Raw genomic sequence first — 25,120 nt, forward strand, 5'->3', positions numbered from 1 at the left:
GTGGGGCGCACGCGTGTTCGTGCGCCCGCATGCATACCAAAGGGTTGGCCACCGCATGCGAACGACTTGGCACCGGCTTCTTGCCGGGCCCCCTTTATCCGTTCAGTAGGCCTTGCCTCGGGCGCTAACGGGCCAGACGGTTTCGACCTTTCCGTTGCGCACGCCCACATACCAATCGTGCACGTTTGCGGTCGGATCACAGTGGCCGGGCACAAGCCGCAGCTTGTCGTTTACCTTGAGCACTGCATTTGGGTCAGCCACGACGCCGTGTTCGTCGGAACATTTGACGTATTCCACGTCATCACGTCCGAAAATCACCGGCAATCCACTGTCCACGGACTGCGCTTTGAGGCCGGCGTCCACAATCGCCTTGTCGGCCTTTGCGTGGGACATGACGGACGTCAGGATAAAGAATGCGTTTTCCCATTCGCCCCGGTCGATGCGGTTGCCATCCGCGTCAAGGATACGGCCATAATCTGCATCCATGAAGGCATAGCTGCCGCACTGCAATTCGTTGTAAACGCCCGAGTTGCTTTCGAAATAGTAAGATCCGGTGCCGCCGCCGCCGACGATATCGCACTCAAGGCCTTCCTCTTTCAGCGTATCGACCGCGTCCTTGACCTGCGCCACTGCGATTTCGATCTTCGCCTTGCGGTCGGAGTAGGCATCCATGTGTTGCATGGCGCCCTGATAGGCCTGGATGCCAGAGAACTTCAGCCCCTCGGCCGCATCGATGGCCTTGGCAATCTCGACGACGGCGGGCGTCGTCGTCACGCCGCAGCGGCCGGCGCCGCAGTCAATTTCGACCAGACATTCGATCTGCGTGCCGTGCTTGACCGCCGCCGCCGACAGATCGGCCACATTGTTCACATCGTCCACGCAGCAGATCGCGCGCGCGCCCAGCTTGGGCAGACGGGCCAGACGGTCGATCTTGGCCGGCTGGGTCACTTGGTTGGACACCAGAATGTCCTTGATGCCGCCACGCGCAAACACTTCGGCCTCGGACACCTTCTGACAGCAGACACCGCAGGCACCCCCAAGGTCTTCTTGCAGCTTCTGCACGTCTACCGACTTGTGCATCTTGCCGTGGGTGCGGTGACGCATCCCGTGGTCCCTGGCGTAGTCGCCCATTTTCTTGATGTTGCGTTCCAGCGCATCCAGGTCCAGCACGAGGGCAGGGGTCTGGATATCGGCTTCATCCATGCCTGGTTTGGCGGGGATGTCGTAGCCGACTTCAAAATCTTCAAAATCCGGTTGCTTGTTCATGGTCGGTCCTCAGTTGAGCCATGGCAGTTTGTCGAGGTCGACATTCCCGCCGGTTACAATCACGCCGACGCGCTTGCCGGCAAAGTAGTCCTTGTTCTTGAGAATGATGGCCAATGGCACGGCGCAGCTGGCCTCCATCACGATCCGCAGGTGCTTCCACGTCAGCTTCATCGCGTCGATGATTTCGGCGTCCGAGGCCGTCTGGATATCGGTCACGTAGTTGGACACGAAATGCCAGGTCCGTTCCTTCAGTGGGACCAGCAGACCATCGGCGATCGTCTTGGGTGCGTCGTCAGCGATGATGTGACCGGCCTTGAAGCTGCGGTAGGCGTCGTCCGCCTGCTCTGGTTCGGCGGCTATGATCTTCACCTCGGGGGCCAGAGTGGACAGCGTCAGGCAAGTGCCGGAAATCATGCCGCCTCCGCCGATGGGGGCAACCATCATGTCCAGACCATCGGTTTGCTCCATAAATTCTTTGGAACAGGTGCCCTGTCCTGCGATCACGCGCGGATCGTTGTAGGGGTGGACGAAATCACCGCCCGTTTCAGCCTGAACGCGGGCGAAGGTTTCTTCGCGCGACGACGTAGAGGGCTCGCATTCGGTGATCTTGCCACCATACCGTTTCACGGTGTCCTTCTTGGCCTGCGGGGCGGTTTTCGGCATGACCACGTTGCAGGGGATACCGCGCAGCATGGCCGCATAGGATAGGCAGGACGCATGATTGCCTGACGAATGTGTCGCCACGCCCGCCTGAGCTTGCGCATCGTCCAGCCCGAAGACAGCGTTTGTCGCGCCGCGCACCTTGAACGCACCCGGTGTCTGGAAGTTCTCGCATTTAAAGAACAACTCGGCTCCGGTCAGTTCGTTTAGGTAGTGCGACGTCAAGACGGGTGTGCGGACGATATGCGGCGCGATCCGCTCATGTGCGTCCAGCATGTCCTGATATGTGGGGATATACATCTCATTCATGTCCTTCACGATCCGTGGCGATAGAATTCCTGGGCGGCGGCGACGCCGGAGCCCAGCTTGATATCAAGCCCGAGGTCCACCATGACCATTTCCGCGACACCCAGACCCGACAGCATCATCGCGTCCGTCAGCAGGCCAAGATGACCGATACGGAAAACCTTGCCCGCAACCTCGCCAAGGCCCACGCCGAACGCCATGCCGTATTTGTCGGCGGAGCGGGTGACGATGTCCGTCGCGTTGAATCCTTCTGGCGTGCGGATGGCCGAAACGGAATCCGAATAAACTTCGGGCGAATTGGCGCAAAGTCTCAGGCCCCACGCATCGACCGCATGGCGCACGCCTGTTGCGATCCGGGTGTGACGGGCCAAGACATTCTCCAAACCCTCATCCTCGATCAGCTTCAACGAAGCTTCGAGCCCGCGCATCAGGCCGACGGGCGGAGTATAGGGGAACGCGTTGTTGTCATACCCCTTCTGCATGTCCTTCACGTCGAAAAAGGTGCGGGGCAGGGTGGCTGTTTCAGTAGCTTTCATCGCCTTGTCGGAAAACCCGACGATCGCCAGTCCGGCGGGCAGCATAAAGCCCTTTTGCGAACCGGTGACAGCCACATCAACGCCCCAGTCGTCGAACCGGAAATCCATTGACCCGATAGAGGATACACCGTCGACGAACAGAAGGGCCGGGTGTTCTGCAGCATCCAGCGCCTTTCGCACGGCCCCGATGTCGGATTTGACGCCTGTCGCGGTTTCGTTGTGGGTGGCCAGCACGACCTTGATTTCGCGGTTGGTGTCCGCCTTCAGTATCTCTTCGTATTTGTCCGCAGGCAGACCGTCGCCCCAGGCGGTTTCCACAATCTGAACGTCCAGCCCGTGACGCTGACACATGTCGATCCAGCGATGGCTGAACATGCCGTTGCGGGCGGCCAGAACCTTATCGCCTGCGCTGAGGCAATTCGTCAGCGCCGTTTCCCAGCCGCCGGTGCCGGTTGACGGAAAAATGAAGATATGCGCGCTTTGCGATTTCATAACCCGGCGAACACCGTCCAGGATCGGGTGCAGCATCTTGCCAAACATCGGCGAGCGGTGATCGATCGTCGGCATGTAGCAAGCCTGACGGATATGCTCGGGCATGTTGGTCGGGCCGGGAATGAAGACTGGGTTTTGAAAGCTCATGGCGGACTCCTGGGTCATTTTCATCCGTTCTAAGGGTCCGTCCCTTGCGACGCTATTTTTTTGAAATTGTATTTCAAAATAGGTGCGGGATATATTTTGGTTTGTTGTCAGTCTCTTATATTTTTCATAAGGTGAAAAAGTCTTTCCAATAAAATTAGAGGCATTCTATGGATTCCCAAGACAATCTTTCTTCGACGGGTCGACGTGCACGCGGGCGACCGCGCGATTGGGATGACAAGACATCCCAGAACACGATCAAGTCGCTGGATCGCGCCATGGAGGTCTTTGAGTTTCTAAGCGAAGCGCAAGGCAAGGCGCTGACAACGATCGCGACCGAGATGGGTCAAGCGCCTGCAACGGTTTACCGTGTGCTTGTCACGCTGGAGGGGCGGGGTCTTGTGGAATTCGACGCTGTGGAACAGATCTGGCACATCGGTCCTACGGCCTTTGTGATCGGGTCGCGGTTCCTGCGGCGCACGTCGTTGGTCGATCGCGCCCGGCCGGTCCTGCGCAAGCTGATGGAGAATACGGGCGAAACGGCAAACCTTGGCGCCGAACGGGACGGATCGGTCCTGTTTCTCAGTCAGGTCGAGACCCATTCAAACATCCGCGCGTTCTTTCCGCCCGGATCGTTGTCGCCCATGCATGCATCAGGTATTGGCAAGGCGCTGCTCGCCGAAATGGATGCGGGTCATCTGGAACGGACCATAGACGGCGCACCGCTTACCGCGTTCACGCTGCATACGATAACAGATAAAGACGCGCTGTTGGCCGACCTCGAAACCACGCGCGACCGTGGTTACGCTCTTGACGGAGAAGAAAAAAACCTCGGCATGCGCTGCATCGCCGCGACCGTCTTTGATGTAAACGCCGAACCCGTTGCCGGCATTTCCGTCTCTGGCCCGACCAGTCGCGTGGGTGCGAATGACATTCCGCGTCTGAGCCTTGCGGTGATTGATGCTGCCCGTGAGCTGACCGCTGCCATCGGGGGCATACGTCCACGCTAACCTTTGGAAAGGGGACGCAGATTCATGTGCCGGTTCACGTCTTTATACAACAGATAGCGGAAGCGCCCCGGCCCGCCCGCATAGCAGGCTTGCGGGCAGAACGCGCGCAGCCACATGTAATCGCCTGCCTCGACCTCGACCCAGTCATTGTTGAGATTATAGACTGCCTTGCCCTCCAACACGTAGAGCCCGTGTTCCATGACATGGGTTTCCAGAAACGGGATCACGCCTCCGGGTTGGAATGTCACGATGGTGACATGCATGTCGTGGCGCAGGTCAGCCGGATCGACGAACCGGGTGGTCGCCCAGGCACCGTTCGTATCGGGCATGACGGTCGGATCAATGTCGTTTTCGTTGGCGATCACGACGTCGGGTATATCAATGCCGTCGACAGACTCGTATGATTTCCGGATCCAGTGAAACCGCGTCACCGCTTGCGAGGTATTGCGCAGGGTCCATCCCGACGACGGGGGCAGATAGGCGTATCCACCTGTCGCCAGTTCGTGATCCTTACCGTTGATGGTCAGAGTAAACGACCCTTCGACGACAAACAGGACACCTTCGGCATGGTCGTCCAGTTCGGGCTTGTCCGACCCGCCTCCGGGTTGGACTTCCATGATGTATTGCGAAAACGTTTCGGCAAATCCTGTCAAGGGCCGGGCCAGCACCCATAGGCGTGTGTGATCCCAGAACGGCAGGAAACTGGTTACAATATCACGCATCGTGCCCTTGGGGATCACCGCATAGGCATCTTTGAAAATCGCGCGATCCGTCAGCAGTTGCGTTTGCGGTGGATGACCGCCCGTGGGTGCGAAATAGGTGGCTGACATGATAAAATCCCGAAATCTGAGTTGTGTGCAGGATGGTCCAGATCACCCGACGCGACCACTACCTGCAACGACACAACACCTTTCGCAATCATTTGATAATCGCGAAAGGTGTCAAACTGATCCGCTTAATCTGCCAACCGCGACTTCAATTCAAGTCGGCGGGCGTGCAACACCGGCTCGGTATAGCCGGAGGGTTGGGCCACCCCGTCGAATACCAGATCGCAGGCCGCCCTGAACGCGACACCGGTAAACCCTGGGGCCATGGGCGTGTAGGCTGGGTCGCCTGCGTTCTGGCGATCCACCACCTCGGCCATGCGCTCCATGATTTCCATCGTGTCGTCACGGCTGACGATACCGTGATGCAGCCAGTTGGCGATATGCTGCGCTGAAATCCGGCAGGTCGCGCGGTCTTCCATCAGGCCGACGTCGTTGATGTCGGGGACCTTGGAACACCCAACCCCCTGATCGATCCACCGCACCACATAGCCGAGGATGCCCTGAGCGTTGTTTTCGACCTCGTGCCGGACCTGTTCGGGTGTCCATTTGCGGTAGGCCGCCGTCGGTATGTCCAGCAGGGCCTCGACATACGCGCGCCGCCCACCTTTGGCCAAACCGGCCTGCACATCGAAGACGTTTACACGGTGGTAATGCATCGCATGGAGCGTGGCCGCAGTGGGCGAAGGGACCCAGGCACAGTTTGCGCCCGCTTTCGGGTGCTCGATCTTTTGTTCCAACATCGCCGCCATCTTGTCGGGCATGGCCCACATGCCCTTGCCGATCTGGGCGCGACCGCTCAACCCGCATTCCAGCCCGATGTCGACGTTCTGGTTTTCGTAGGCCGTGATCCAGCCCTTGCGCTTGATGAAATCCTTGCGGCTGAACGGGCCGGCCTCCATCGAGGTATGAATCTCGTCCCCGGTTCGATCCAGAAAGCCCGTGTTGATAAAACACACGCGATGCTTCGCCGCGCGGATCGATTCCTTGAGGTTGACCGAAGTGCGTCGCTCTTCGTCCATGATCCCCAGCTTCACGGTATATTGCGGCAGGCCCAGCACCTTTTCGACGTGCGTGAAAATGTCGTTTGCAAAGGCAACTTCTTCGGGGCCGTGCATCTTGGGTTTGACGACATACATGGATGCGGTGCGGCTGTTGCGTTGTCCGCTCAACTTGCTCAGGTCGTGCAGGGAAATGGCCGTCGTGATCATCGCGTCCATCAGTCCCTCGAAAATCTCTTCGCCGTTGCGATCAAGAATTGCGGGGTTCGTCATCAAATGGCCGACATTGCGCACCAGCAGCAGTGCGCGTCCGTGCAGTGTCAGGTCCGTGCCATCGGGCGCGGTATAGCGGCGGTCGGGTTTGAGTGCGCGCGTAATCCGTTCGCCGTTCTTTTCGAACGTGTCAGACAAATCGCCTTTCATCAGACCGAGCCAATTGGAATAGGCCAGCACCTTGTCTTCGGCATCGACGCAGGCGACTGAGTCCTCAAGATCGACAATGGCGGAAAGCGCGGATTCGAGGATCACATCGCAGAGGCCCGAAGGCGAAGCCTTGCCGATGGGGTGATCGGTATCGAATTGCAGGATCGCGTGCAGGTTATTGTTGCGCAGGACGATCGCGGTGGGTGCGGATACATCGCCGGCAAATCCTGCAAATCGGTCCGGTTCGATCAGGGGCTGACCGTCGACCAGCAACTTGCCGTCCTCGACCGTATAGGACGCGGCGGCGTTGTGGCTGGTGCCCTCGGCTGCAAAATTTTCATCCAGAAACACAGCGACTCGCGACACGACACGCGCTGCACGACCCATGTCGAACCCACCATTGCGGGGAAGGCTGCCCAAGGCGTCGGTGCCGTAGAACGCATCATACAGGCTGCCCCAGCGGGCGTTCGCGGCATTCAGGACGAAACGCGCGTTGGTCGATGGCACGACAAGTTGCGGACCGGCGATTGATCCGATTTCGGCGTCGGTATCCTCGGTCTCGATGCAGAAATCATCGCCTTCGGGAACAAGATAGCCGATCTCTTTCAGAAAGGTCTTGTAGGATGACACCTTATGTGGGGCGTCCCGGTGGGATCGGTGCCAGATATCCAGCTGCGCCTGAAGGTCGGCACGTTTTTGCAGCAACACCCTGTTGCGGGGGCCGAATTCGTGGGCCAGTTCTGCAAGGCCATGCCAGAATTCGTCAGCGGATACAGCTGTCGCGGGCAGCACTTGCTGTTCGACAAATTCGGCAAGCAACGGATCTACTTTCAAGGAGTCCCGTTTCAAGTAAGTTGGAGCCTGTGCCATAGCTGGTATCCTGATATTGTATGCGTCGGTGTACGGTAAGGCTTCGGGAATACGTAAATGCAATTCCTGATGTAAGCGAGGGAAAGCCGTAAGGACTTTCAAATATGTCTGAAGGTTCTTGCGTCCATGGAATCCGCGCGTGGCGATATTGCACGCTGCGCGGATAACGCGCGTATTCTTCCAAGCTTTGGGCTTTCGGGCTCTGGGGCTCTTGCTTGATATCTGCCGCATTGTTCCCCGGCTTTGACCATTTCAGGAGCCGATCCGGCAAACTCGGGCGAATTTGTTGCGCCTTGACCGAAACGATTTGGCCCATACGTCCAAAATCGAAGGACAGCGATGGCGTCGCATACAGATCCTTAAAAATCTTCCTGAACGCCCGGAAACCGCCGCATACCGCGGATCGACCGCGACTGCGCGAAAGGAGAAAATGATGTATAATCCTGTAGATTTCACCCTCGGCAACGAGGTGGCATTGATTACCGGAGCAGGTGCGGGAATCGGACGCGCAATCGCAGAAACGTTCGCCGCAGCAGGCGCAGCCGTTATGATCACCGATCTGGATGCCGATGCCGCCAAAGATGTGGCAGACGCCATCACCGCGAATGGTGGCCGAGCGGCGCATGGCACCTGCAACGTCACCAAGGAGGCCGATCTCAAGGCGGCGGTCGGTGACACCGTGGACCAGCTCGGCAAGCTGACCACTCTCGTCAGCAATGCGGGTGGCGGTGGTCCGAAGCCGTTCGACATGTCGATGGATGATTTCCGGTTTGCCTATGATTTGAACGTCTTTTCCCTGTTCCGGCTGGCCCAGCTTGCCGCACCCGAGATGGAGAAGGCGGGCGGGGGCTCAATGCTCGCAATCACGTCCATGGCGGGCGAAAACAAAAACCAGCGCATGGCGTCCTATGGTTCGTCCAAGGCCGCCACGAACCATCTGATCCGCAATATCGCGTTTGACCTCGGCCCCCGCAGAATTCGCGTTAATGGCGTGGCCCCCGGTGCTACGCGCACGGCGGCGCTGAACTCGGTCCTGAACGACGACATTGAGAATGCGATGCTGCAACACACGCCGATCCACCGTTTGGGCGAACCGCAGGATATGGCCAACGCGGCGCTGTTCTTGTGCTCTCCCGCCGCAAGCTGGATCAGCGGTCAGATTTTGACGGTGTCCGGCGGCGGCGTTCAGGAATTGAATTGAGAGGACATGGGATGACCTTGAGAAAATTGACTGCAACAGTTGCCGCTGTGCTGACGCTCGGAGGTGCCGCCATGGCGCAGGAAAGATTGAACGCGACAGAGTCTGACCCGGTCACCATGCAATGGATGCAGGGGTTTCCTCCGCCGCCGGACAAAACAATCCGGTTCACGGATCCGGACTACTTTGCCTTTCCCAAGCTGCGCTGGACGGTGTGTCATTTTCGAGAGTTGATGCCGTCTGTCGCTGTGCCCACGGCACCCGGTGATGTCACGACGCTGCCGCGGGCGCTGGACCCGAACATCGACAACGTGACGTTCAGCCCGCTTGGCGGCGACGCGACGATGACATGGGAGGAGGCGTTCGATTACAATTACACCGAAGGTCTGCTGGTCATGCACAAGGGCCGGATCGTCTATGAAAACTACGACGGCTGTCTTGACGAAAACACGCTGCACGGGGCCATGTCCGTCACCAAAAGCCTGACTGGCCTCATGACCGAAGTCTTGGTGGCTGAGGGGCTGGTCGATGAAACAGCCCTGATGGCCGATCTGATACCGGAGTTGGCCGACACTGCCTTTGGCAGTGCCACCGTCCGGCAGGTGCTGGAAATGACGACGGCGCTTGATTATTCGGAAGATTACGCTGATCCCGATGCAGAAGTCTGGACCTACGCCGAAGCGGGTAGCCCCTTACCCAAGCCCGAAGGCTACACCGGTCCGCGTGGTTATTTCGAGTATCTGCAAACGGTAGAACAGGACGGCACGCACGGTGAGGCGTTCGGCTACAAAACAGTCAACGCGGATGTAGCCGGGTGGCTTGTTGCACGCACGACGGGTGTGTCTGCGGCTGAATATCTTTCCAATCGTATCTGGTCCCGCATCGGAACGGAGCGGGACGGGTTTTATACTGTGGATAGCATTGGCACCTCGTTTGCAGGGGGTGGTTTCAATGCCGTTCTGCGGGACATGGGCCGACTTGGTCAGCTTGTTTTGCAGAACGGTAAATGGAACGGCGAACAGGTGATCCCCGCCGCAGCGATTGAACGGATCCGCAAAGGCGGGAACAAGGATGCTTTTGCAAAGGCAGGCTATGATCTGCTGCCCGGATGGAGCTATCGCGGCATGTGGTGGGTCAGCCACAACGACAACGGCGCCTTTGCGGCGCGCGGCGTGCACGGCCAGACGATCTATATTGATCCAACCGCAGACATGGTGATCGTGCGCTTTGCGTCGCATCCGGTCGCGGGCAATGCGGCCAGCGATCCGACGTCCTTGCCCGCTTACCAAGCTGTTGCGGATTACCTGATGGAACAGTCCGCCAATCCAACCCTGGTCGGACAGCCTTGGGCCGTCGAGGACGTCGATGGTGCGGAGGTGATCGACAACAGCAACGCTCATCTGGTGTTCACGGCCGACGGGTCCCTGACGGGAAACGCGACCTGCAACCAAATTATCGGCAGCTTTGTAGATACGGGCGAAGCTTTGTCGATCGGCCAGACCGGAACCACGATGATGGCCTGTCCGCCTGCCTTGCTGGATCAGGAGCGGAAACTGTTGACGATCCTTGCGGGCGTGACCGGCTACGAGATCGACGAGACCGGCACATTGACCCTTACGACGACGGACGGCGAAACCCTTACCGCTCGCCGTCGGTAGATCGCGTGACGCACATGACAGGAGTAACGGTTCGTTCCTGCGCGGCTGTAGTGGATATTTTTGCTGCGCGGCGCGGGCAGAATTGACGGGGGATGTCGCCGCGTCCGCGTGACCGGGATGGACCGTCGCCCGGTTGGTCGGCTTTTCTGTCCTTCGCGTTCGGAATCTTGTTCAGGGCGCTTGCGGGCCGCTCGGAATCCGAAACCGATATGGCGGCAGCGCATACCTGCTATGGCAGGAACAGGCTTGCCAATGCTTTGTCTCATCTTCTAAAGCTGGTCGAAGGAAGACCCGTGATGGCGTCATGGGTGCGACCTTCCCGAACCACATTGTCCCGAACGCCCGGATTTGAACGGCCCCTGTTTTCAAGGGCCGCTTTTATGTTTGGAGTTCTACGATGATTCAAACGACCAATCTGCCAATCCTGCGCCCCGCCGTAGCCGATCAAGTCAATCGCGGCATGGTTTACATGATTGTCGCGATGCTTCTTCTGCCTGTGGGAGATACCTTTGCCAAGCTGCTGAGTGATACGATGTCGCCCGCAGGTGTCACGCTTTGGCGCATTCTGGCGCAGGGCGTGTTTCTGTTTCCGGTTGCGTGGTTGCTGCGGCACCGGCTGGAAGGAGCGATGTTTTCGCCCGTCGTGGCACTGTCGGGTGGTTTGCTCGCGATCTCGCTGAGTGCCCTGATCGCCGCCTTTGCGGTGATGCCCATCGCCACGGCCATCGCCATCTTCTTTGTCGAACCGCTGATCCTGACCATCTTGGCTGCAATTCTATTGGGTGAAACGATCGGGCGGCGCCGCCTGATTGCTGTCGCAGTCGGACTGCTTGGCGCCCTTATCGTGATCCGTCCGGGCTTTGCGGCCTATGGCTGGGCGACGGCGCTTCCGCTTACATCCGCAGTTGCATATGCCTTGAACATGATCGTGATGAAAATAGCCACCCGCACGCGGTCCGGGCTGACGGTGCAATGCGGCGCGACAGTCTACGCGGCGCTGGTAATGATCGCAATTGCGGTCGGGTTGAACGGCGCGGGCATGGACGGGCTGGTGCCGGACCTGCGCGACGTCGGATCCTTCGCGATGATCCTGTGCGCCGGTGCCGTCGCGGCGATCACTTTCGTATTGATCGCCTCTGCCTACCGCACGAACGATGCGGCAGGTCTGGCCCCGTTTCAATATCTTGAGATCGTGATGGCAACCGCCCTCGGATTTCTTGTCTTTGGCGATTTTCCCGATGCGTTGACGTGGTGGGGTCTCGCGATCATCCTTGGATCGGGCATCTATATTTTCCGCCGCGAAGCCCATGCGGATACGTCCGCACCACGCCGCAGACGCGGGGGCCGCTGAAGTTCTGTCAATATCCTTCACTTGAAGACGGACTATATCCCGTTTCCCTTGGGACTGCCGGGGCGGCGGATGCAGGCACGATTTTCATGACGTTGATCGAAACGTCAATCTTTTGAGCCTTCGACAAGATGCACGTTTGGTCCGGTGCCGTCGCCGCGTTCGGGTTTCTATTCACCCTAACTTCGGACAATATTTTCGATCCACTGAGGAGATCACGATGCGCTTTTTTGACAAGACAGGTCTTTACGTCCTGCCGCTCTTTTTGGGGCTGTTGTTCTTCGCGGCCTCGTTGACGCCCACATTGATACCGCGCGGCGCAATAGTGCAGGGAGTGCTTGGCGGTGTGGTCACGGCGATTGGCTATCTGATCGGGCGCGGCGTGATTGCGCTTTACCGACTGATGGAGCTACCGGAGCCGAAAGGCCGCACCGTGATGATCGCCCGTCTGCTTACGGGCATTCCGGTGGGGATCATCCTTGCCCTGTGTTTGGTGCAGGCACGGGGCTGGCAGAACGGCATCCGAACCCGCATGGGCATGGAGTCGGTCGAGACCGTCAACACGGTGCAGATGATCCTCGTGGCGCTGGGGGTCTTTGCCATACTGGTTCTGGTCGGTTACGCGCTGCAGTGGCTGTTCAACCGGTTGCGGCGTTGGCTCTACCGCTTCATGCCTGCGCGAACGGCGAATGTGACGGGGTTGGTGCTGACGATCCTTGTGGTCGTAATCGTAACACGCGATGGCGTGTTGGACCGGATTATTGCGGGTCTCGATAATTCGGTAACCGTTGCGCAGAACCTGTTCGATACGGCACCGCCCATTCCGCCGGGCACGGCGACAGGGGGCGACGGATCGCATGTGGACTGGGGTGCATTGGGCCAGCCGGGGCGTGATTATGTGCTGACCGGGCCGGATGCCGACGACATTGCGGCCTTTACCGGGCGCGACGCAATACAGCCAATCCGCGTATATGTCGGCCGGGCGCAGTCGAACGACCCGCAGGAGCGCGCCGACATTGCTTTGGCGGAACTTGTCCGGCAGGGCGGCTTCGACCGCGAGGTGCTGATTTTGGCGCTGCCGACGGGCACGGGCTGGATGGACCCCGGCGCGGTCGATACCGTCGAATACATGCACGGCGGCGACACTGCGACGGTCACGGCGCAATATTCCTACCTGCAATCACCGCTCGCACTGATCTTGGAAACACGCTCCGGCCTCGACCAGGCCGAGGCGCTGATCAGCACGGTTCACAAATACTGGCGCGATTTGCCGGATGATGCGCGGCCAAGGCTCTACATCCACGGCCTCAGCCTTGGGTCTTGGTCCTCGATGCACGGCACCGACCTGTTCGCGCTGCTGGACGATCCCATCGACGGCGCGATGTGGGCCGGTCCGCCGTTCCCTTCCACCATGTGGCAAGGAATTGTCGCGTCGCGCAACGAAGGCACGCCAGAGATTGCCCCCGTTCTCGGGGACGGCCAGCTGGTGCGTTTTGCCTCGCATACCGATGATGGCGGCGGGCCGGATGGGTGGGGCGATATGCGGATCGTCTATCTGCAATATTCCAGCGATCCGATTGTATTATACGAACCCGCTTCGTTCTGGCGCGCGCCGGACTGGATGAACGAGGAACCGGGACCGGATGTGTCGCCCGACATGCGGTTCATGCCCGTCGTCACCCAGTTTCAGTTAGCCATTGATCTGGCGCTGGCAAACACCGCACCGGACGGTCATGGCCATGCCTATTACGGACCCGACTACATCGGGCCCTGGATCGCCGTGACAGACCCCGACGACTGGACCGACGACGACACGGCCCGCCTGATCGAACATTGTGATGGCGGTTTTCACCAGGGATGCGATCATGAACGATAGCGCGGACGAGACCGTCCTTCGAAAAGTCGAGGCGAAAATCGCGCGAATTGGACGCAACGCGCATGGGGTGATCTATGGGTCAATCACTGTCATGGCGTTGCTGCTTGCCCTCGGCCACGGGTCGGACGGCCCGGTCGAGACGGCTGTTATCCTGTTCGGGTCGATCTTTGCCATCGTGCTTGCGGAAGCCTTCGCCAAGATATCCTCTGACGCGGTTCAAACGCGTCACTCGTTCGGTTGGTCCGAGATCAAAAAAGGTTGGCATCACAGCGCGCCAACACTCGCTGCCGTCACCGTGCCGACGGTTCTGATCTTGGTTGCGGCGCCGGGGCTCTATTCGTTAGATACGGGCGTCGCACTGGCGCAAGCCGCCGCAATTGGACTACTTGCGATCTATGGATACAGTATCGGTTGGGTCATCTATGGTCGCGTGTTTCCCAGTCTCATGCACGGTGCTTTTACCGGCACGATCGGATGTGGTCTCGCAGGCGTGAAATATCTGTTGCATTGAACCACACATGAAAAGTTCCATTTTAACATAAGACGGATTATGCGAAGCAAACCTGTGTAGCCGCAAAGCTAAAATGTCACCCATGTGCAATTCAGGAATGTCACTCTCCCTGCCGAGGAAAGCAAGCAGAGAGAGCAGACATGGGATGGGTGATGATGAGCGAGCGTGACTTCCACCGGATCGAGGTGTTGGCGCAGGTCGATGATGGACGGCTGAGTGTCCAGAACGGCGCGAATCTGTTGGACGTGACCAGACGACAGATGTTTCGGTTGCTCAAGACGTACCGCACCGAAGGCGGTGCCGGGATCCGGCACAAGGCGCGCGGCAAGGCACCGAACAACCAGATCCATGACGCCAAGCGCGACTATGCCGTAGCCCTGGTCAAAGAAAAGTATGAGGATTTCGGACCGACACTGGCGGCCGAGATGCTGGCGGAACATCACGGGTTCAAGGTCTCGCGTGAGACATTGCGCAATTGGATGCAGGACGCAGGTCTGTGGTTGTCACGCAAGCAGCGCCGCACGTTCCATCAACCCAGATCACGCCGGGAATGCTTTGGCGAGCTGATCCAGATCGACGGGTCGGATCATCGGTGGTTCGAGGATCGCGCCGATCCCTGCACCCTGCTCGTCTTCATCGACGATGCGACCAGCATGTTGATGGAATTGCGGTTCGTGCCCTCGGAAAGCACGTTCAGTTATTTCGAGGCCTTGGAAAGCTACCTGCTCAAATACGGTCGCCCCGTGGCGTTCTACAGCGACAAACACACGGTCTTTCGGGTTGCAAAGCCGAACCAGCACATGACGGGCATGACCCAATTCGGTCGCGCGCTGGCCGAGCTGAACATCGAGATACTGTGCGCCAATAGCAGCCAGGCCAAGGGCCGCGTAGAGCGCGCCAACCGCACTTTGCAGGATCGGCTGGTCAAGGAACTGCGTCTCGCAGGCGTATCCTCAATCGAAGACGGAAACGTTTTTCTTCCGGGCTTCATCGAGCGCTACAACGCCAAATTCGCAAAGGCCCCGGCCCGGTCGGACAATCTGCACCGGGCTTTGAACATTGAGCCGGATCGGTTCAGCGAAGTCTTCTGTCTGCGCGACAAACGCCATGTGACCAAGGATCTGATGCTTAAATACGACCGCAAACGGATCAAGCTGGCGGTGAACGATCTAACACGCAGCCTCGCCGGGACATATGTCGATGTCTACGAACTGGCCGACGGGCGCATTCAGGTCCGCGCCAAAGGTGTCGCCCTACCCTACACGATCATGAACCCCGAGCGCCGGATAACCCACGCGGCGATTACCGAGAACAAGCACCTCAGCGCCGTCCTGGCCCATATCAAGGAGGAGCAGGACAAGGCTGCACCAAAGCCGAAGGTCAAACCGGTCAGTGCCAAGAACGGCTACGTCAAGAATGGTCGCTCACCCGGCCGACCGTCCAAGCTGGAGTTGCATTACGCGGCAAAGCGCGCAGCTGCGGCACAGACCGGCTCCGAAAGCTGACGTTGGATAATCTAGCCAAAAGTCGGCTGTGCGGACGAAGCGATCAGTCGACTTTTCGCTGTCACGCAACAGTAGAAGTGGGCAGGATACGAATGACTTTGCTGGCGGTAGATAATCAATGAAAGTTCTGGCGAGGGCCATTGTCCTCTGTTTTCTGATCTTTGCCCTCCAGTACACACTGCCATCGGATCGCCCTTGGTGGCTGGAAATACTGGTTTTCGTCGCGATTTTTGCGGCCGCCGATTTCCTTATTGGACGGTGGTTCGCAAGGAAATAGCAACAGTATGGGCTCGAACCGGACCTTCGCGGCGGACCGCACCGAGGACCGCTATGCGGACGGAATAGTCATTCGCTGCGCCGTATATGTATGTCTGCTTCAAGGGTCTGATTGGCGGAGCCGAATAATCTGCCAGTGCCGTGCTCTAGTGACGGCCAGTCGTCGGACATTCTATTTTCGAAGCGGCTTCAGAGAGCCCAGCCACGATTCGACCTCGCGCTGATGGGTTTGCGTTTACATAGACAGGCGACGGGTGCGGAACTCGCAAGACGGGGACCGCGCAGAGGGGCGAGGCGCGTCCGGCAGAGCGTCCGGCCAGAACGACCGCGCGTAGCGCGGGCAGGAGCCCCAGAAGCGCCGGGAGATGGGCCAGCCCATCACGTAGTTCGGTCATGCGGGACGGTGTGTTGCGCACCGTGCCCGCAGGCGGCAGCCAGGGCACGGCGTTCCAGATCACGATCCGCCGACGGGTCAGACCCGCTTCCGCCAAGAACCGCCGCAGGTTGCGCTGCGCCGGTGCAGGGTTGTCACACGAAACGAACCGAGGCGCGTCCCCGCGCCGCGCGGGCCGCTCCAGCAGGATCAGGCATCGTGCCGTCGTACCGCCGTCGTGCGGATCGAACCATGGCACGTCGCGACCCTCCGCGCGCAGGCCCTCTGCATAGGTGTTGAGCGCGGTCATGTGCGGCGCATCCAAAGCTGAAAGGCGCCGGGACCTGGCGGCGGCGTTTGCAAGCTCCTCCGTCATCCGCTCGGCCCGAGAAGAAGAACGAGACCAAGCCCGAGCGCGACGATGAAGAGCCACGACGCCGCCCCGAGGAGCGCGGGTCGCGCGCCCTCGGCCACGAGCTTGCGAATGTCCGTCTCGAGCCCCATCGCCGCGAGCGCCATGGCCAGAAGGAACTGGGTCAGGCCCTTGTGCCAAGGCTCCGCGGCCGTTGGCACGATCCCCAACGAAGCGATCCCCACCATGGCGACGAAGCCAAAAACGAACCACGGAATCGGGGCGCCGGCACCCGAGGCACCCTCGTTTCGCCGCCGGGCCAGGAGGCCGAGCGTCAGAACCAGAGGCGCCAGCATCATCACCCGGGTGAGCTTAGCGATCGTCCCCGTATGCCCGGCCGCATCGCCCTGTTGGAAGGCCGCGGCGACGACCTGAGCGACCTCGTGGATGACTGCACCGGTCCAGAGCCCGTAGGCATCGGGGCCGAGATGGAGCACCGTCGCCTCGACCACCGGGATCAACACCATCGACAGCGAGCCGAACACCGTCACGCAGGCCACCGCATAGGCCACGTCCTCGTCGGAGGCCCGTGTGACGGTGTTGGTGGCGATCACGGCGGAGGCACCGCAGACCGAGGTGCCAGCGGCGATCAACTCGGTGAGCTTGGTGCCTACCCCGAGCTGCCGCCCGAGCCACTTGGTAAAAAGGAACGTCGCGATGAGCGCGGCCGCGATAATACCCACGCCGCGCAGGCCGACCTCGATAACCTGACCGATAGTGAGTTGCAGGCCAAGCAGCACAACCCCCGCCTTCAAAATGACCTTCAGAGATACGTTGACGCCGGGCTTCGCCGCGCCCGGCGTACCCATCATGTTGTGCAGCGCCATACCGATAAGGATCGACAGGATCAGCGGCGAGAGCGCGTCTATCCCGGGGACGAGGCGCAGTCCAAAGGCAGCGGCGGCAATCAGGGCGGTGAGGGCGAGGCCAGGCCAGATCGATCTGTTTGACCCCGCATCGGCGGTGGTGTCTGTCATTGAAGGCTTTCGTATCATTGTCGGAATATTGGCTTGCCCCACTCAGGGACACGTACCTAACAGACGTGCGACCCGGGCCGGGTATTCCCGCGGCTTTCCGTATTGCTCTTCGTGTCCTCTGATGACGCGACTGTGAGTCTCTGTCCGGGAATAGGCCGCGTCCTTTGGCCGTCAGTATCTATGACGGAGCCAAATCACCGTCGAAGATCCCCAATGAAGGAAGTTCCATGATACGCCTCACTATGCTCATCGCCACCACGACACTGGTGGCTCTGCCGGCGGCTGCCGACGTGTTCTCCGACCGTGTCGGCAAAACGGACCTCGCCGATCCGAGTATCACCCACGCTCCCGAGGACGGCATCGTCAAGCTCTATGGCGCGGGCGGGCCGCATACCGCGTTCCAGAAGGTCGCCGATGTTTGGCAGGAAGAGACCGGCACGGAAGTCGAGATTGTTGCCGGGCCAGAAGCGGACTGGAGTGCTGACGCTCAGGCCGACGCAGACATCCTGTGGGGCACGTCGGAGCAGTCGATGACTGCGTTTCTACTGACCTATCCGGCCTTCGATCACGCCGATGTCGAGCCGATCTACATCCGCCCCGTCGTAATTGCCGTGAAAGCGGGCAATCCGAAGGGTATCGAAGGTTTCGAGGATCTCCTCGGCGAAGACATCCGCATTGTCGTGACCGAAGGGGCGGGCGTCTACAACACCTCCGGCACGGGGACCTGGGAGGACGTGGCGGGCCGTCTCGGGCGGCTCGACGACATTGCGGCGTTCCGGAAGAACATCGTCGCCTACGCACTTGGCTCGGGAGCGAGCTTTCAACAGTTCCAGGACCAGGATGCCGATGCGTGGATTACCTGGCCGAACTGGCCGCTGACCCATCAGGACGTACTGGAGATGGTGGAACTCGACGAAGCCCGGAAAATCTGGCGCGACGTCAACGTGGTGATTTCCCCGGACGCGGACCCGGCGGCGCAGGACTTTCTGAACTTCCTCGTAACTGATGAGGCGCAGGAACTCATGGCCACCGAAGGCTGGCAGAGGTAAGCGCTCCCCGGCTAGGAACCTCGCGGCGGAAATTCTTCGTCGCGAGGGAATAATCTGTGCGGGCAGACCGTCTCTCTATTGAGTCCATTGCGGCTTTGAATATGGAGGGAGGACATCATGACCACTATATACCCGGTGAAACGTCGCCAATTCCTGATCGGCTCGGCCGGCCTTGCCGGCGCAGGCCTGACAGGCTTGCCGGCGATCGCGCAGGAAGGCGGAAAACTGCCCGCCTATGTCGCCTGGAAGGACGCGGACGACATGATCGTCCATACGTCCGAGACGCTTGAGACCACGCGCGCTGCGCAAGGCGATGCGCTCGTCACGCCGTCGAGCGATCTCTACATCCGCAACAACCTGCCCGCGCCTTCCGAGGAGATCGTCGCCGATCGCGACGCGTGGGAAGTGTCGATTGAAGGCGTCGGAGAACCCGGCACGATGACGCTCGGCGAGTTGAAGTTGCTCGGGTCGGAAACCGTGGTCGCGGTCCTGCAATGCTCGGGCAACGGGCGCGCGTTCTTCGATCACGAGACGAGCGGGTCGCAATGGGCGACCGGCGCGGCCGGCAACGTGATCTGGACGGGGGTTCCGATCCGCGCCGTGGCCGAAGCCATGGGCGGCGTCGCGGGCGACATGGCCTTCCTGACCGGAACCGGGGGCGAGGAGATCCCCGAGGGCCTGCCGCCCGAGAGCATTCAGGTCGAACGCTCCGTGCCCATGGAGGCGATGGAGCAGGCGATCCTGGCCTGGGACATGAACGGCGAGCCGATTCCGCTGGCCCATGGCGGTCCGCTGCGGCTGATCGTTCCGGGCTATTACGGCGTCAACAACGTCAAATATCTCAAACGGCTCGCTTTCACCCCTGAGGAGAGCCCTGCCAAGATTCAGCAGACCGGCTACCGCGTTCGTCCCGTGGGCGTCTCAGGCGACCCGTCCCAGCCCTCGATGTACGAGATGAGCGTCAAGTCATGGATTACCGGCCCGCTCGAGGATGCCGGAACCGGACAGGTCAGGATCGCAGGCCTCGCAATGGGGGGCACCAGTGCCGTAACGGGGGTGGAGGTCTCCACCGACGGCGGCGAGAGCTGGCAAGAGGCCGAACTCCTCGGGCCCGACATGGGCCGCTATGCTTGGCGGCCCTTCGTCCTCGTCGCAGATCTGGGCGCGGGGACCCACACGCTCACGAGCCGCGCCACCAACGGCAATGGCGACACCCAGCCCAAGGAGTTCGAGCCTAACGAGCGTGGCTACGGGCATAACGGTTGGCTCGGCCATGCCGTCGATGTGACGGTCGGATAAGGAAGAGACGATGAAAATTTATTCTAAGGAACTCCGACGGCACTCCCACGGGCGTCCGGCAGGCCTTTCGACCGTCCTCCTCGCGTTTCTGGCGACACCGCTTGCTGCGCAGGAGGCCGGTCCCGAGGCCGGCCGGACGATCTTCAACGAGACAGCGCAGCCCCAATGCGCGCTCTGCCACGTCCTCGCCGATGCGGAGGCCGAGGGCAAGGTGGGCCCGAACCTCGACGAGCTTCAGCCCAGCGTAGACCAGGTTCGTGTCGCCGTCACGAGCGGAGTGGGTGTCATGCCCGCCTTCGAGGGCACCTTGAGCGAGGAAGAGATCGAAACGGTCTCGGCATATGTTGCAAAGGTCGCGGGCGGCGGGGACTGAACCCTTCGCCCGTCAGACGCAGGTCTCGGTCTCCGAGACCTGCCGCGCGAAGGCAAGGCGGTCCGCGTTTCTGCCATCCGGACCGGTCACGGCCTTGAGATATGTCTCGATCGCCGCAAAGCGGTCGGGTTTCATGCCCTCGGCTTGGACGGCATAGCGCAGTCCACCGACAATCCAGACATCCGGCGCATCGGGTCCGTCCGCAGTCCCGTCCTCCAGCCTCAGAAGCGTAAGACGACAGGCATTGCGGCCCGCATAGTGGCCGGCGATGCCACCCTCTACCTCGCGCACGGCCACGAGCGCCAATCCGGCCGGGGACAAGTCGGGAAGTGGACCGCCCCCGCTGAGGCCCGCTTCGGCGAGGGCATCATCCGAGGTCGGAAAGCTTTGCCTAAGAAAGGTCTCGTGGATCGAGGTCAAGTCTGTTCGGTCTGCCCCGGGCATCGCGAGAAATGCGACTAGGGCCAGGGTTGCCGCGATCGCTCCGCCCCAAGCGACGGGACGCACCCGGACGGTCGATCCCGCATCGGCGACGGGACGCATTCGCGCCAAGCTTTCGGATTGGGCATGCAGCTCTGCCGCGGCGGTGGCCAGGTCCGGTTCCCGGGCCAGACGTCTGGCAAAGGCGCGGCGCTCGGCCCCCCGCAGCTCGCCGTCGAGATAGGCGTTCAGGGTCTCCCAGTCCTTGTCGCAGGGATAAGTCACGGTGTTCTCCGCTTGATGCTCTCGACTCCGGTGATCCGGTCGCGAAGCGCGCGGCGTGCGCGGCTGATCCGGCTCATCACCGTTCCACGCGGCACGTCGATGACGCGCGCTGCCTCGTCGTACTTGAGGCCCAGAATGTCGATCAGGGTCAAAATTTCTCGCATCTCGCTCGATAAGGTCGCAAAGGCCGCACGGACATGCATGTCCCGCTCGTGTTTCGGATCATCTGAGATCTCACCGGATAGACGTGTCTCGCGCTCGAGATATTCCCGGCGGACGCGGCGCTTGCGCAATTCGTCGATGTTCAGGTTGCGGATCGTCCGGAACATCCAGGGTCTGAACTCGCCAAGACGCCGCGGCGGCGAGTCCGCGCGCAGGGCCCGGGCCACGGCGTCCTGCACGAGATCGTCCCCATCCTCGCGCCGATCACTGATCCAGTAGGCATAGGCTTTCAGCTCCGGCAGAAGCCGCTCGATATGCCGACGTCGGCTCATCTCAGCAAGTCAGGCCACATGGTTTGAGCATCCGCGTTTACCCATGCTCATTCATAGCGTTGTGTGGTTGCCTAAGTAAAGTCGCTTCGGTCATTCGCGTCGACCGCAGCAACCAAAGAGGTGGGCTCTTTCCAGACCTTCGCCGCGTCTCGCCCGAACGTCCGCTTAGCGATCCCGCAAGGCTTATCAACCCTGCGATATTTGAGGTCTCCGGGCTGCTAAGCCTTGCTACCGCCGGCGCTCTTGGTGACATTCCTGCTTTGCGCAGCAGGTGACATTTCTGGATGGTTGCAACAAACCTGTAGCTGGGTGGATTCACAAATGAAGTGCAAGTTCTGTATCAAAACAGAGTATTGCATGGAGTTGATCAATGGGACGCACCTACTCTCACCTGAGCCTGGAAGAACGCCGCAGGATTGCCAAGTGGCGTGAAGCCAAAGTGCCGATCGCAGAGATAGCCGATCGCCTGGGCCGCGATGCATCGACTGTCTATCGGGATCTGCGTCGCAACCACTACGATGACAAGGAACTACCCGCGTTGAACGGCTACTACGCTTTGAGCGCACAGGACATGTACGAACGCCGCCGTGCAGTACATTGCAAACTGGTCCTGCATCCCCAGGTTATGGCCGCTGTACGTGCGGGTCTGGATGCCGGGTGGTCACCGGAACAGATCGCCGGTCGGATGCGCTTGGAATGCCATAGTGTCCGCGTGAGCCACGAGACGATCTATCGCTTCGCCTACTCGAAAGGCGGTCTTGCCGAACAGTTCTACAGGCACCTGCCGGAACATCGCAAACGCCGCAGGCCACGTGGGCAACGGCGGCACAACCGCACCCATATTTTTGAGGCCCAAAGTCTGTCTTACAGGCCTGAGAGCATCGGCGAGCGCACGGAGTTCGGCTACTGGGAATGCGATCTGATGATGTTTCGCAAAGAGCATGGAAAGGTGAATGTGACATCCTTGGTGGAACGCGTCAGCCGCTATACCGTCGTCATGCGCAATGAGGACCGCCAGTCAAAACCGATCATGGAAGCCTTAGTTAAAGGTCTGGCGACCCTGCCCGCGGATGCGCGTCAATCAATCACCTTCGATCGCGGGACAGAGTTCTCAGCTTGGCAGCAGTTAAAAGACGGGATCGGCGCAGACGCTTGGTTTTGCGATCCGCAGGCACCCTGGCAGAAAGGAACGGTCGAGAACACGAACAGCAGATTGCGCCGCTACCTTCCCAGATCGACGCCACCGACAGCGCTGACAAATCGATATTTAAGGTCGATTTGCCATCGCCTCAATGCAACGCCGCGCAAGTGTCTCGGCTACCGGACACCAGCAGAGATCTTCGAAAGCCAGCTGATGGAAATTCAGAACCGATTGGATTAAAATAGGATATCAGAACTGGCACTTCACCGTGAGTTCACATTGCAAAGTTAGAATGTCCCACATCTGCAAAGTAGAAGTGTCACACTTCCCTGTTGAAGCAGGATTGGAGTGTGGCCGTGGGATTGGTGATGATGAGCGAGCGCGACTTCCACCGGGTCAAGGTGTTGGCGCAGGTCGATGATGGACGGCTGAGCGTCCAGAACGGCGCGAACCTGTTGGGCGTGACCAGGCGGCAGATGTTTCGGTTGCTTAAAACGTATCGCACCGAGGGTGGCGCCGGCATCCGACACAAGGCGCGCGGCAAGGCACCGAACAACCAGATCCATGCCGCCAAGCGCGACTATGCCGTGGCCCCGGTCATAGAAAAGTATGAGGATTTCGGACCGACGCTGGCGGCCGAGATGCTGGCGGAACATCACGGGTTCAAGGTTTCGCGTGAGACATTGCGCAAATGGATGCAGGACGCAGGTCTGTGGTTGTCCAGTAAGCAGCGTCGGACATTCCATCAGCCCAGATCACGCCGGGAATGCTTTGGCGAGTTGATCCAGATCGACGGGGCGGATCATCGCTGGTTCGAGGATCGCGCGGATCCCTGCACTCTGCTCGTCTTCATCGACGATGCGACCAGCATGTTGATGGAATTGCGGTTCGTTCCCTCGGAAAGCACGTTCAGCTACTGAGCTACTCCCCATCGGCTGGACAGGATCTGGCGTAATTTAAGCTACTCTTTGCACCTGCTGATCGGGTTGCCTGAACTGGAAAGACGCGAACATTGCCGCCGTCTGACCTCGATGGGCAAATGGCCGCATCATGACAGCAGGCCGCGCAGCCAAAAATAGGGCTGTGTCTGTTTTGGCCCGCTGACGAACTATTGCGTGATCAAAAACCTCAGCGTTCTTACGCCGCTCGGATAATCGCTGCAATCTCTTGGTAGCCACGCGCCTCGGCATGTTGCAGTGGCGTGACGCCATCGCGGTCGGGGATGGTGATGTCCGCGCCCGCCTCGACCAGCGCACGCACGGTGGCGACATGATCGGGGCCGCCGTCACCCAGAACCACGGCCTCCATCAGCGCGGTCCAGCCCAGATTGTTGACGTGGTCGAGCGGTGCGCCACCGGCGATCAGGCGGCGGACGACTTCGGCATGGCCCAGATGCGCTGCGGCAATCAGGGCAGTACCGTCATAGACGCTGGTGATAAGATCCGGTCGGTTGCCCAGACCCATCGCCAGCGAGACCATTTCGGGATCGTCCGCAACCGCTGCGATGGTCAGCACGTCATAGACGCGGTTTTCCAGCGCGTTCATGTCGGCCCCGGTCTCAGACAGGGCGCGCAGTGCGGCCTCGTTGGAGGCGAAAGCAGCGACATGTGCGGGCGTCCGCCCCGCCTGGTCGCGTGCATCGAGGTCGGCCTCCGCATCGGCAAGCCGTAGGATGGTCTCGACATCGTTTTCATTCGCGGCACTGAAAAGGCCGTCATAGGCAGCGATCTCGGATACCGACGGAGCGGTCTGCGTCTGTGCGGCTGTCGCGAGCACGATCAGAAGAAGGCTCTGGATTATTCGAATCATCGTCTCGATCCTCCATCGAGCGGTCGGCCCGTGGGGGCTGACCGCAAGACACTCTTGCAGAGGTTACTCGGCACCGATCTCGACGAGCCCGGCACGGGCGCAGGTGGCGTCGATATCGCCCGAGGGCGCGCCGCCGACGCCGACGCCGCCGACCAGCGCGCCGCCGATACGGATTGGCAGACCGCCCGCCTGGATCACGAGCCGTCCGTCCATGTCGCGCAGACCTTCATTGGTGGGGTTTTCGCCGATGAAACCGGCCAGACCGGCGGTGTCGCGGCCCATGCTGGCCGAGGTGAAGGCCTTGCCGGTGCTGCTGCCCACGGTGTGCGGCCCGGCATTGTCGGCGCGCAACAGAACCTTGGTCTCGCCACTGCGGGCGACGATGGCGACGCTGACGTTGTGACCCTCGGCGGCGCAGGCTTCCAGCGCGGTCCGCGCGGCGGTCTGCGCCATGTCGAGCGGCAGGTAGGGGGCCGTTGGCAGGTCCTGTGCGGCGACGGAAACGGGGGCCAGCAATGCGGCGGCCAGGGTGAGATTGCGGATCATGTGAGGTCTCCTTGATTTCGATGACAAGGGGAACCTAC

The 25,120-nt window shown here is 60.3% G+C and carries 22 protein-coding genes and 1 pseudogene; 12 read left to right on the plus strand and 11 right to left on the minus strand.

Annotated features, from left to right (window positions below; all coding sequences use genetic code 11):
• Nucleotides 1-102: 102 nt before the first annotated feature.
• Genes bhcC through bhcA form a run of 3 tightly spaced genes read right to left on the minus strand, consistent with a single transcriptional unit; the run spans nucleotide 103 to nucleotide 3,407 of the window.
• Nucleotides 103-1,266: a 3-hydroxy-D-aspartate aldolase BhcC gene (gene bhcC / locus BMX27_RS15970; RefSeq protein ID WP_090161317.1), complete on the minus strand. Its 1,164-nt coding sequence runs from the start codon at nucleotides 1,264-1,266 to the stop codon at nucleotides 103-105.
• A gap of 9 nt (nucleotides 1,267-1,275) precedes the next feature.
• Nucleotides 1,276-2,226: a beta-hydroxyaspartate dehydratase BhcB gene (bhcB, locus tag BMX27_RS15975; RefSeq protein WP_177172765.1), complete on the minus strand. Its 951-nt coding sequence runs from the start codon at nucleotides 2,224-2,226 to the stop codon at nucleotides 1,276-1,278.
• Between the two features lie 14 nt (nucleotides 2,227-2,240).
• Nucleotides 2,241-3,407 carry an L-aspartate--glyoxylate aminotransferase BhcA gene (bhcA, locus tag BMX27_RS15980; protein WP_090161322.1) on the minus strand — a complete coding sequence of 389 codons (1,167 nt, stop codon included), beginning with the start codon at nucleotides 3,405-3,407 and terminating at the stop codon, nucleotides 2,241-2,243.
• Between the two features lie 167 nt (nucleotides 3,408-3,574).
• On the opposite strand from bhcA, the gene bhcR reads away from it, so the two are divergent.
• Nucleotides 3,575-4,414 carry an HTH-type transcriptional regulator BhcR gene (gene bhcR / locus BMX27_RS15985; RefSeq protein ID WP_090161325.1) on the plus strand — a complete coding sequence of 280 codons (840 nt, stop codon included), beginning with the start codon at nucleotides 3,575-3,577 and terminating at the stop codon, nucleotides 4,412-4,414.
• On the opposite strand, the gene BMX27_RS15990 is transcribed toward bhcR, so the two are convergent.
• Nucleotides 4,411-5,244 (minus strand): bifunctional allantoicase/(S)-ureidoglycine aminohydrolase, encoded by an 834-nt coding sequence (locus BMX27_RS15990; protein ID WP_090161329.1) that lies wholly within the window; start codon nucleotides 5,242-5,244, stop codon nucleotides 4,411-4,413. The two genes, bhcR and BMX27_RS15990, sit on opposite strands and share 4 nt — an antisense overlap.
• 125 nt (nucleotides 5,245-5,369) lie before the next feature.
• Entirely contained in the window at nucleotides 5,370-7,532 is a 2,163-nt protein-coding gene (locus tag BMX27_RS15995) for a malate synthase G (RefSeq protein WP_090161333.1), read from the minus strand.
• 433 nt (nucleotides 7,533-7,965) lie between these two features.
• Here BMX27_RS15995 and hdhA point away from each other — a divergent pair, with 433 nt between their 5' ends.
• The 6 genes from hdhA (at nucleotide 7,966) to BMX27_RS16025 (ending at nucleotide 15,628) form a co-directional block, all read left to right on the plus strand.
• On the plus strand, nucleotides 7,966-8,733 hold the full coding sequence (hdhA, locus tag BMX27_RS16000; protein ID WP_090161336.1) for a 7-alpha-hydroxysteroid dehydrogenase: 768 nt from the start codon (nucleotides 7,966-7,968) through the stop codon (nucleotides 8,731-8,733).
• Nucleotides 8,734-8,744: 11 nt separating this feature from the next.
• Complete coding sequence (locus BMX27_RS16005) at nucleotides 8,745-10,388, plus strand: serine hydrolase (protein ID WP_177172766.1); 1,644 nt, start codon at nucleotides 8,745-8,747, stop codon at nucleotides 10,386-10,388.
• A gap of 397 nt (nucleotides 10,389-10,785) precedes the next feature.
• Nucleotides 10,786-11,739, plus strand: coding sequence for a DMT family transporter (locus BMX27_RS16010; RefSeq protein WP_256212597.1), 954 nt, complete (start codon nucleotides 10,786-10,788; stop codon nucleotides 11,737-11,739).
• Nucleotides 11,740-11,956: 217 nt separating this feature from the next.
• Nucleotides 11,957-13,612: an alpha/beta hydrolase gene (locus BMX27_RS16015; RefSeq protein ID WP_090161338.1), complete on the plus strand. Its 1,656-nt coding sequence runs from the start codon at nucleotides 11,957-11,959 to the stop codon at nucleotides 13,610-13,612.
• A complete protein-coding gene (locus BMX27_RS16020; RefSeq protein WP_143056843.1) occupies nucleotides 13,575-14,123 on the plus strand; it encodes a hypothetical protein in 549 nt (182 codons plus the stop codon). The genes BMX27_RS16015 and BMX27_RS16020 overlap by 38 nt, the downstream gene beginning before the upstream one ends.
• A 140-nt stretch (nucleotides 14,124-14,263) precedes the next feature.
• Nucleotides 14,264-15,628, plus strand: coding sequence for an ISNCY family transposase (locus BMX27_RS16025; RefSeq protein ID WP_090161345.1), 1,365 nt, complete (start codon nucleotides 14,264-14,266; stop codon nucleotides 15,626-15,628).
• A gap of 422 nt (nucleotides 15,629-16,050) precedes the next feature.
• On the opposite strand, the gene BMX27_RS16030 is transcribed toward BMX27_RS16025, so the two are convergent.
• Both BMX27_RS16030 and BMX27_RS16035 read right to left on the minus strand, forming a co-directional pair.
• A complete protein-coding gene (locus tag BMX27_RS16030; RefSeq protein ID WP_218144669.1) occupies nucleotides 16,051-16,587 on the minus strand; it encodes a uracil-DNA glycosylase family protein in 537 nt (178 codons plus the stop codon).
• Between the two features lie 62 nt (nucleotides 16,588-16,649).
• Nucleotides 16,650-17,666 (minus strand): YeiH family protein, encoded by a 1,017-nt coding sequence (locus BMX27_RS16035; protein ID WP_090161354.1) that lies wholly within the window; start codon nucleotides 17,664-17,666, stop codon nucleotides 16,650-16,652.
• A gap of 227 nt (nucleotides 17,667-17,893) precedes the next feature.
• Here BMX27_RS16035 and BMX27_RS16040 point away from each other — a divergent pair, with 227 nt between their 5' ends.
• The 3 genes from BMX27_RS16040 to BMX27_RS16050 all read left to right on the plus strand — a co-directional run bounded on the left by BMX27_RS16040 (nucleotide 17,894) and on the right by BMX27_RS16050 (nucleotide 20,387).
• Complete coding sequence (locus BMX27_RS16040) at nucleotides 17,894-18,715, plus strand: substrate-binding domain-containing protein (RefSeq protein WP_090161357.1); 822 nt, start codon at nucleotides 17,894-17,896, stop codon at nucleotides 18,713-18,715.
• A gap of 117 nt (nucleotides 18,716-18,832) precedes the next feature.
• The gene (locus BMX27_RS16045; protein ID WP_090161360.1) at nucleotides 18,833-20,014 is read left to right on the plus strand and encodes a SorT family sulfite dehydrogenase catalytic subunit; all 1,182 of its coding nucleotides are present in this window, start codon (nucleotides 18,833-18,835) and stop codon (nucleotides 20,012-20,014) included.
• Nucleotides 20,015-20,024: 10 nt separating this feature from the next.
• Nucleotides 20,025-20,387: a SorU family sulfite dehydrogenase c-type cytochrome subunit gene (locus tag BMX27_RS16050; RefSeq protein WP_090161363.1), complete on the plus strand. Its 363-nt coding sequence runs from the start codon at nucleotides 20,025-20,027 to the stop codon at nucleotides 20,385-20,387.
• A 12-nt stretch (nucleotides 20,388-20,399) separates the two neighbouring features.
• Here BMX27_RS16050 and BMX27_RS16055 read toward each other — a convergent pair whose 3' ends face one another.
• Nucleotides 20,400-21,092 carry a hypothetical protein gene (locus BMX27_RS16055; RefSeq protein ID WP_090161365.1) on the minus strand — a complete coding sequence of 231 codons (693 nt, stop codon included), beginning with the start codon at nucleotides 21,090-21,092 and terminating at the stop codon, nucleotides 20,400-20,402.
• A complete protein-coding gene (locus BMX27_RS16060; protein ID WP_090161368.1) occupies nucleotides 21,089-21,586 on the minus strand; it encodes an RNA polymerase sigma factor in 498 nt (165 codons plus the stop codon). Before BMX27_RS16060 ends, BMX27_RS16055 begins: the two co-directional genes overlap by 4 nt.
• 370 nt (nucleotides 21,587-21,956) lie before the next feature.
• Between BMX27_RS16060 and BMX27_RS16065 the strand changes: the two genes are divergently transcribed.
• Together BMX27_RS16065 and BMX27_RS16070 are read left to right on the plus strand one after the other, a co-directional pair.
• Nucleotides 21,957-22,967, plus strand: a complete 1,011-nt coding sequence (locus tag BMX27_RS16065) for an IS30 family transposase (protein ID WP_090161371.1) — start codon at nucleotides 21,957-21,959, stop codon at nucleotides 22,965-22,967.
• Nucleotides 22,968-23,083: 116 nt separating this feature from the next.
• Nucleotides 23,084-23,644, plus strand: a pseudogene (locus BMX27_RS16070) (helix-turn-helix domain-containing protein); the annotation flags it as partial.
• A 220-nt stretch (nucleotides 23,645-23,864) separates the two neighbouring features.
• Here BMX27_RS16070 and BMX27_RS16075 read toward each other — a convergent pair.
• Together BMX27_RS16075 and BMX27_RS16080 are read right to left on the minus strand one after the other, a co-directional pair.
• A complete protein-coding gene (locus BMX27_RS16075; RefSeq protein ID WP_090161374.1) occupies nucleotides 23,865-24,536 on the minus strand; it encodes an ankyrin repeat domain-containing protein in 672 nt (223 codons plus the stop codon).
• 63 nt (nucleotides 24,537-24,599) lie between these two features.
• Nucleotides 24,600-25,082, minus strand: coding sequence for a GlcG/HbpS family heme-binding protein (locus BMX27_RS16080; protein ID WP_090161377.1), 483 nt, complete (start codon nucleotides 25,080-25,082; stop codon nucleotides 24,600-24,602).
• Between the last annotated feature and the right edge of the window lie 38 nt (nucleotides 25,083-25,120).

This window comes from Loktanella sp. DSM 29012 (assembly GCF_900110705.1).
Classification (GTDB): Bacteria; Pseudomonadota; Alphaproteobacteria; order Rhodobacterales; family Rhodobacteraceae; genus Loktanella; species Loktanella gaetbuli.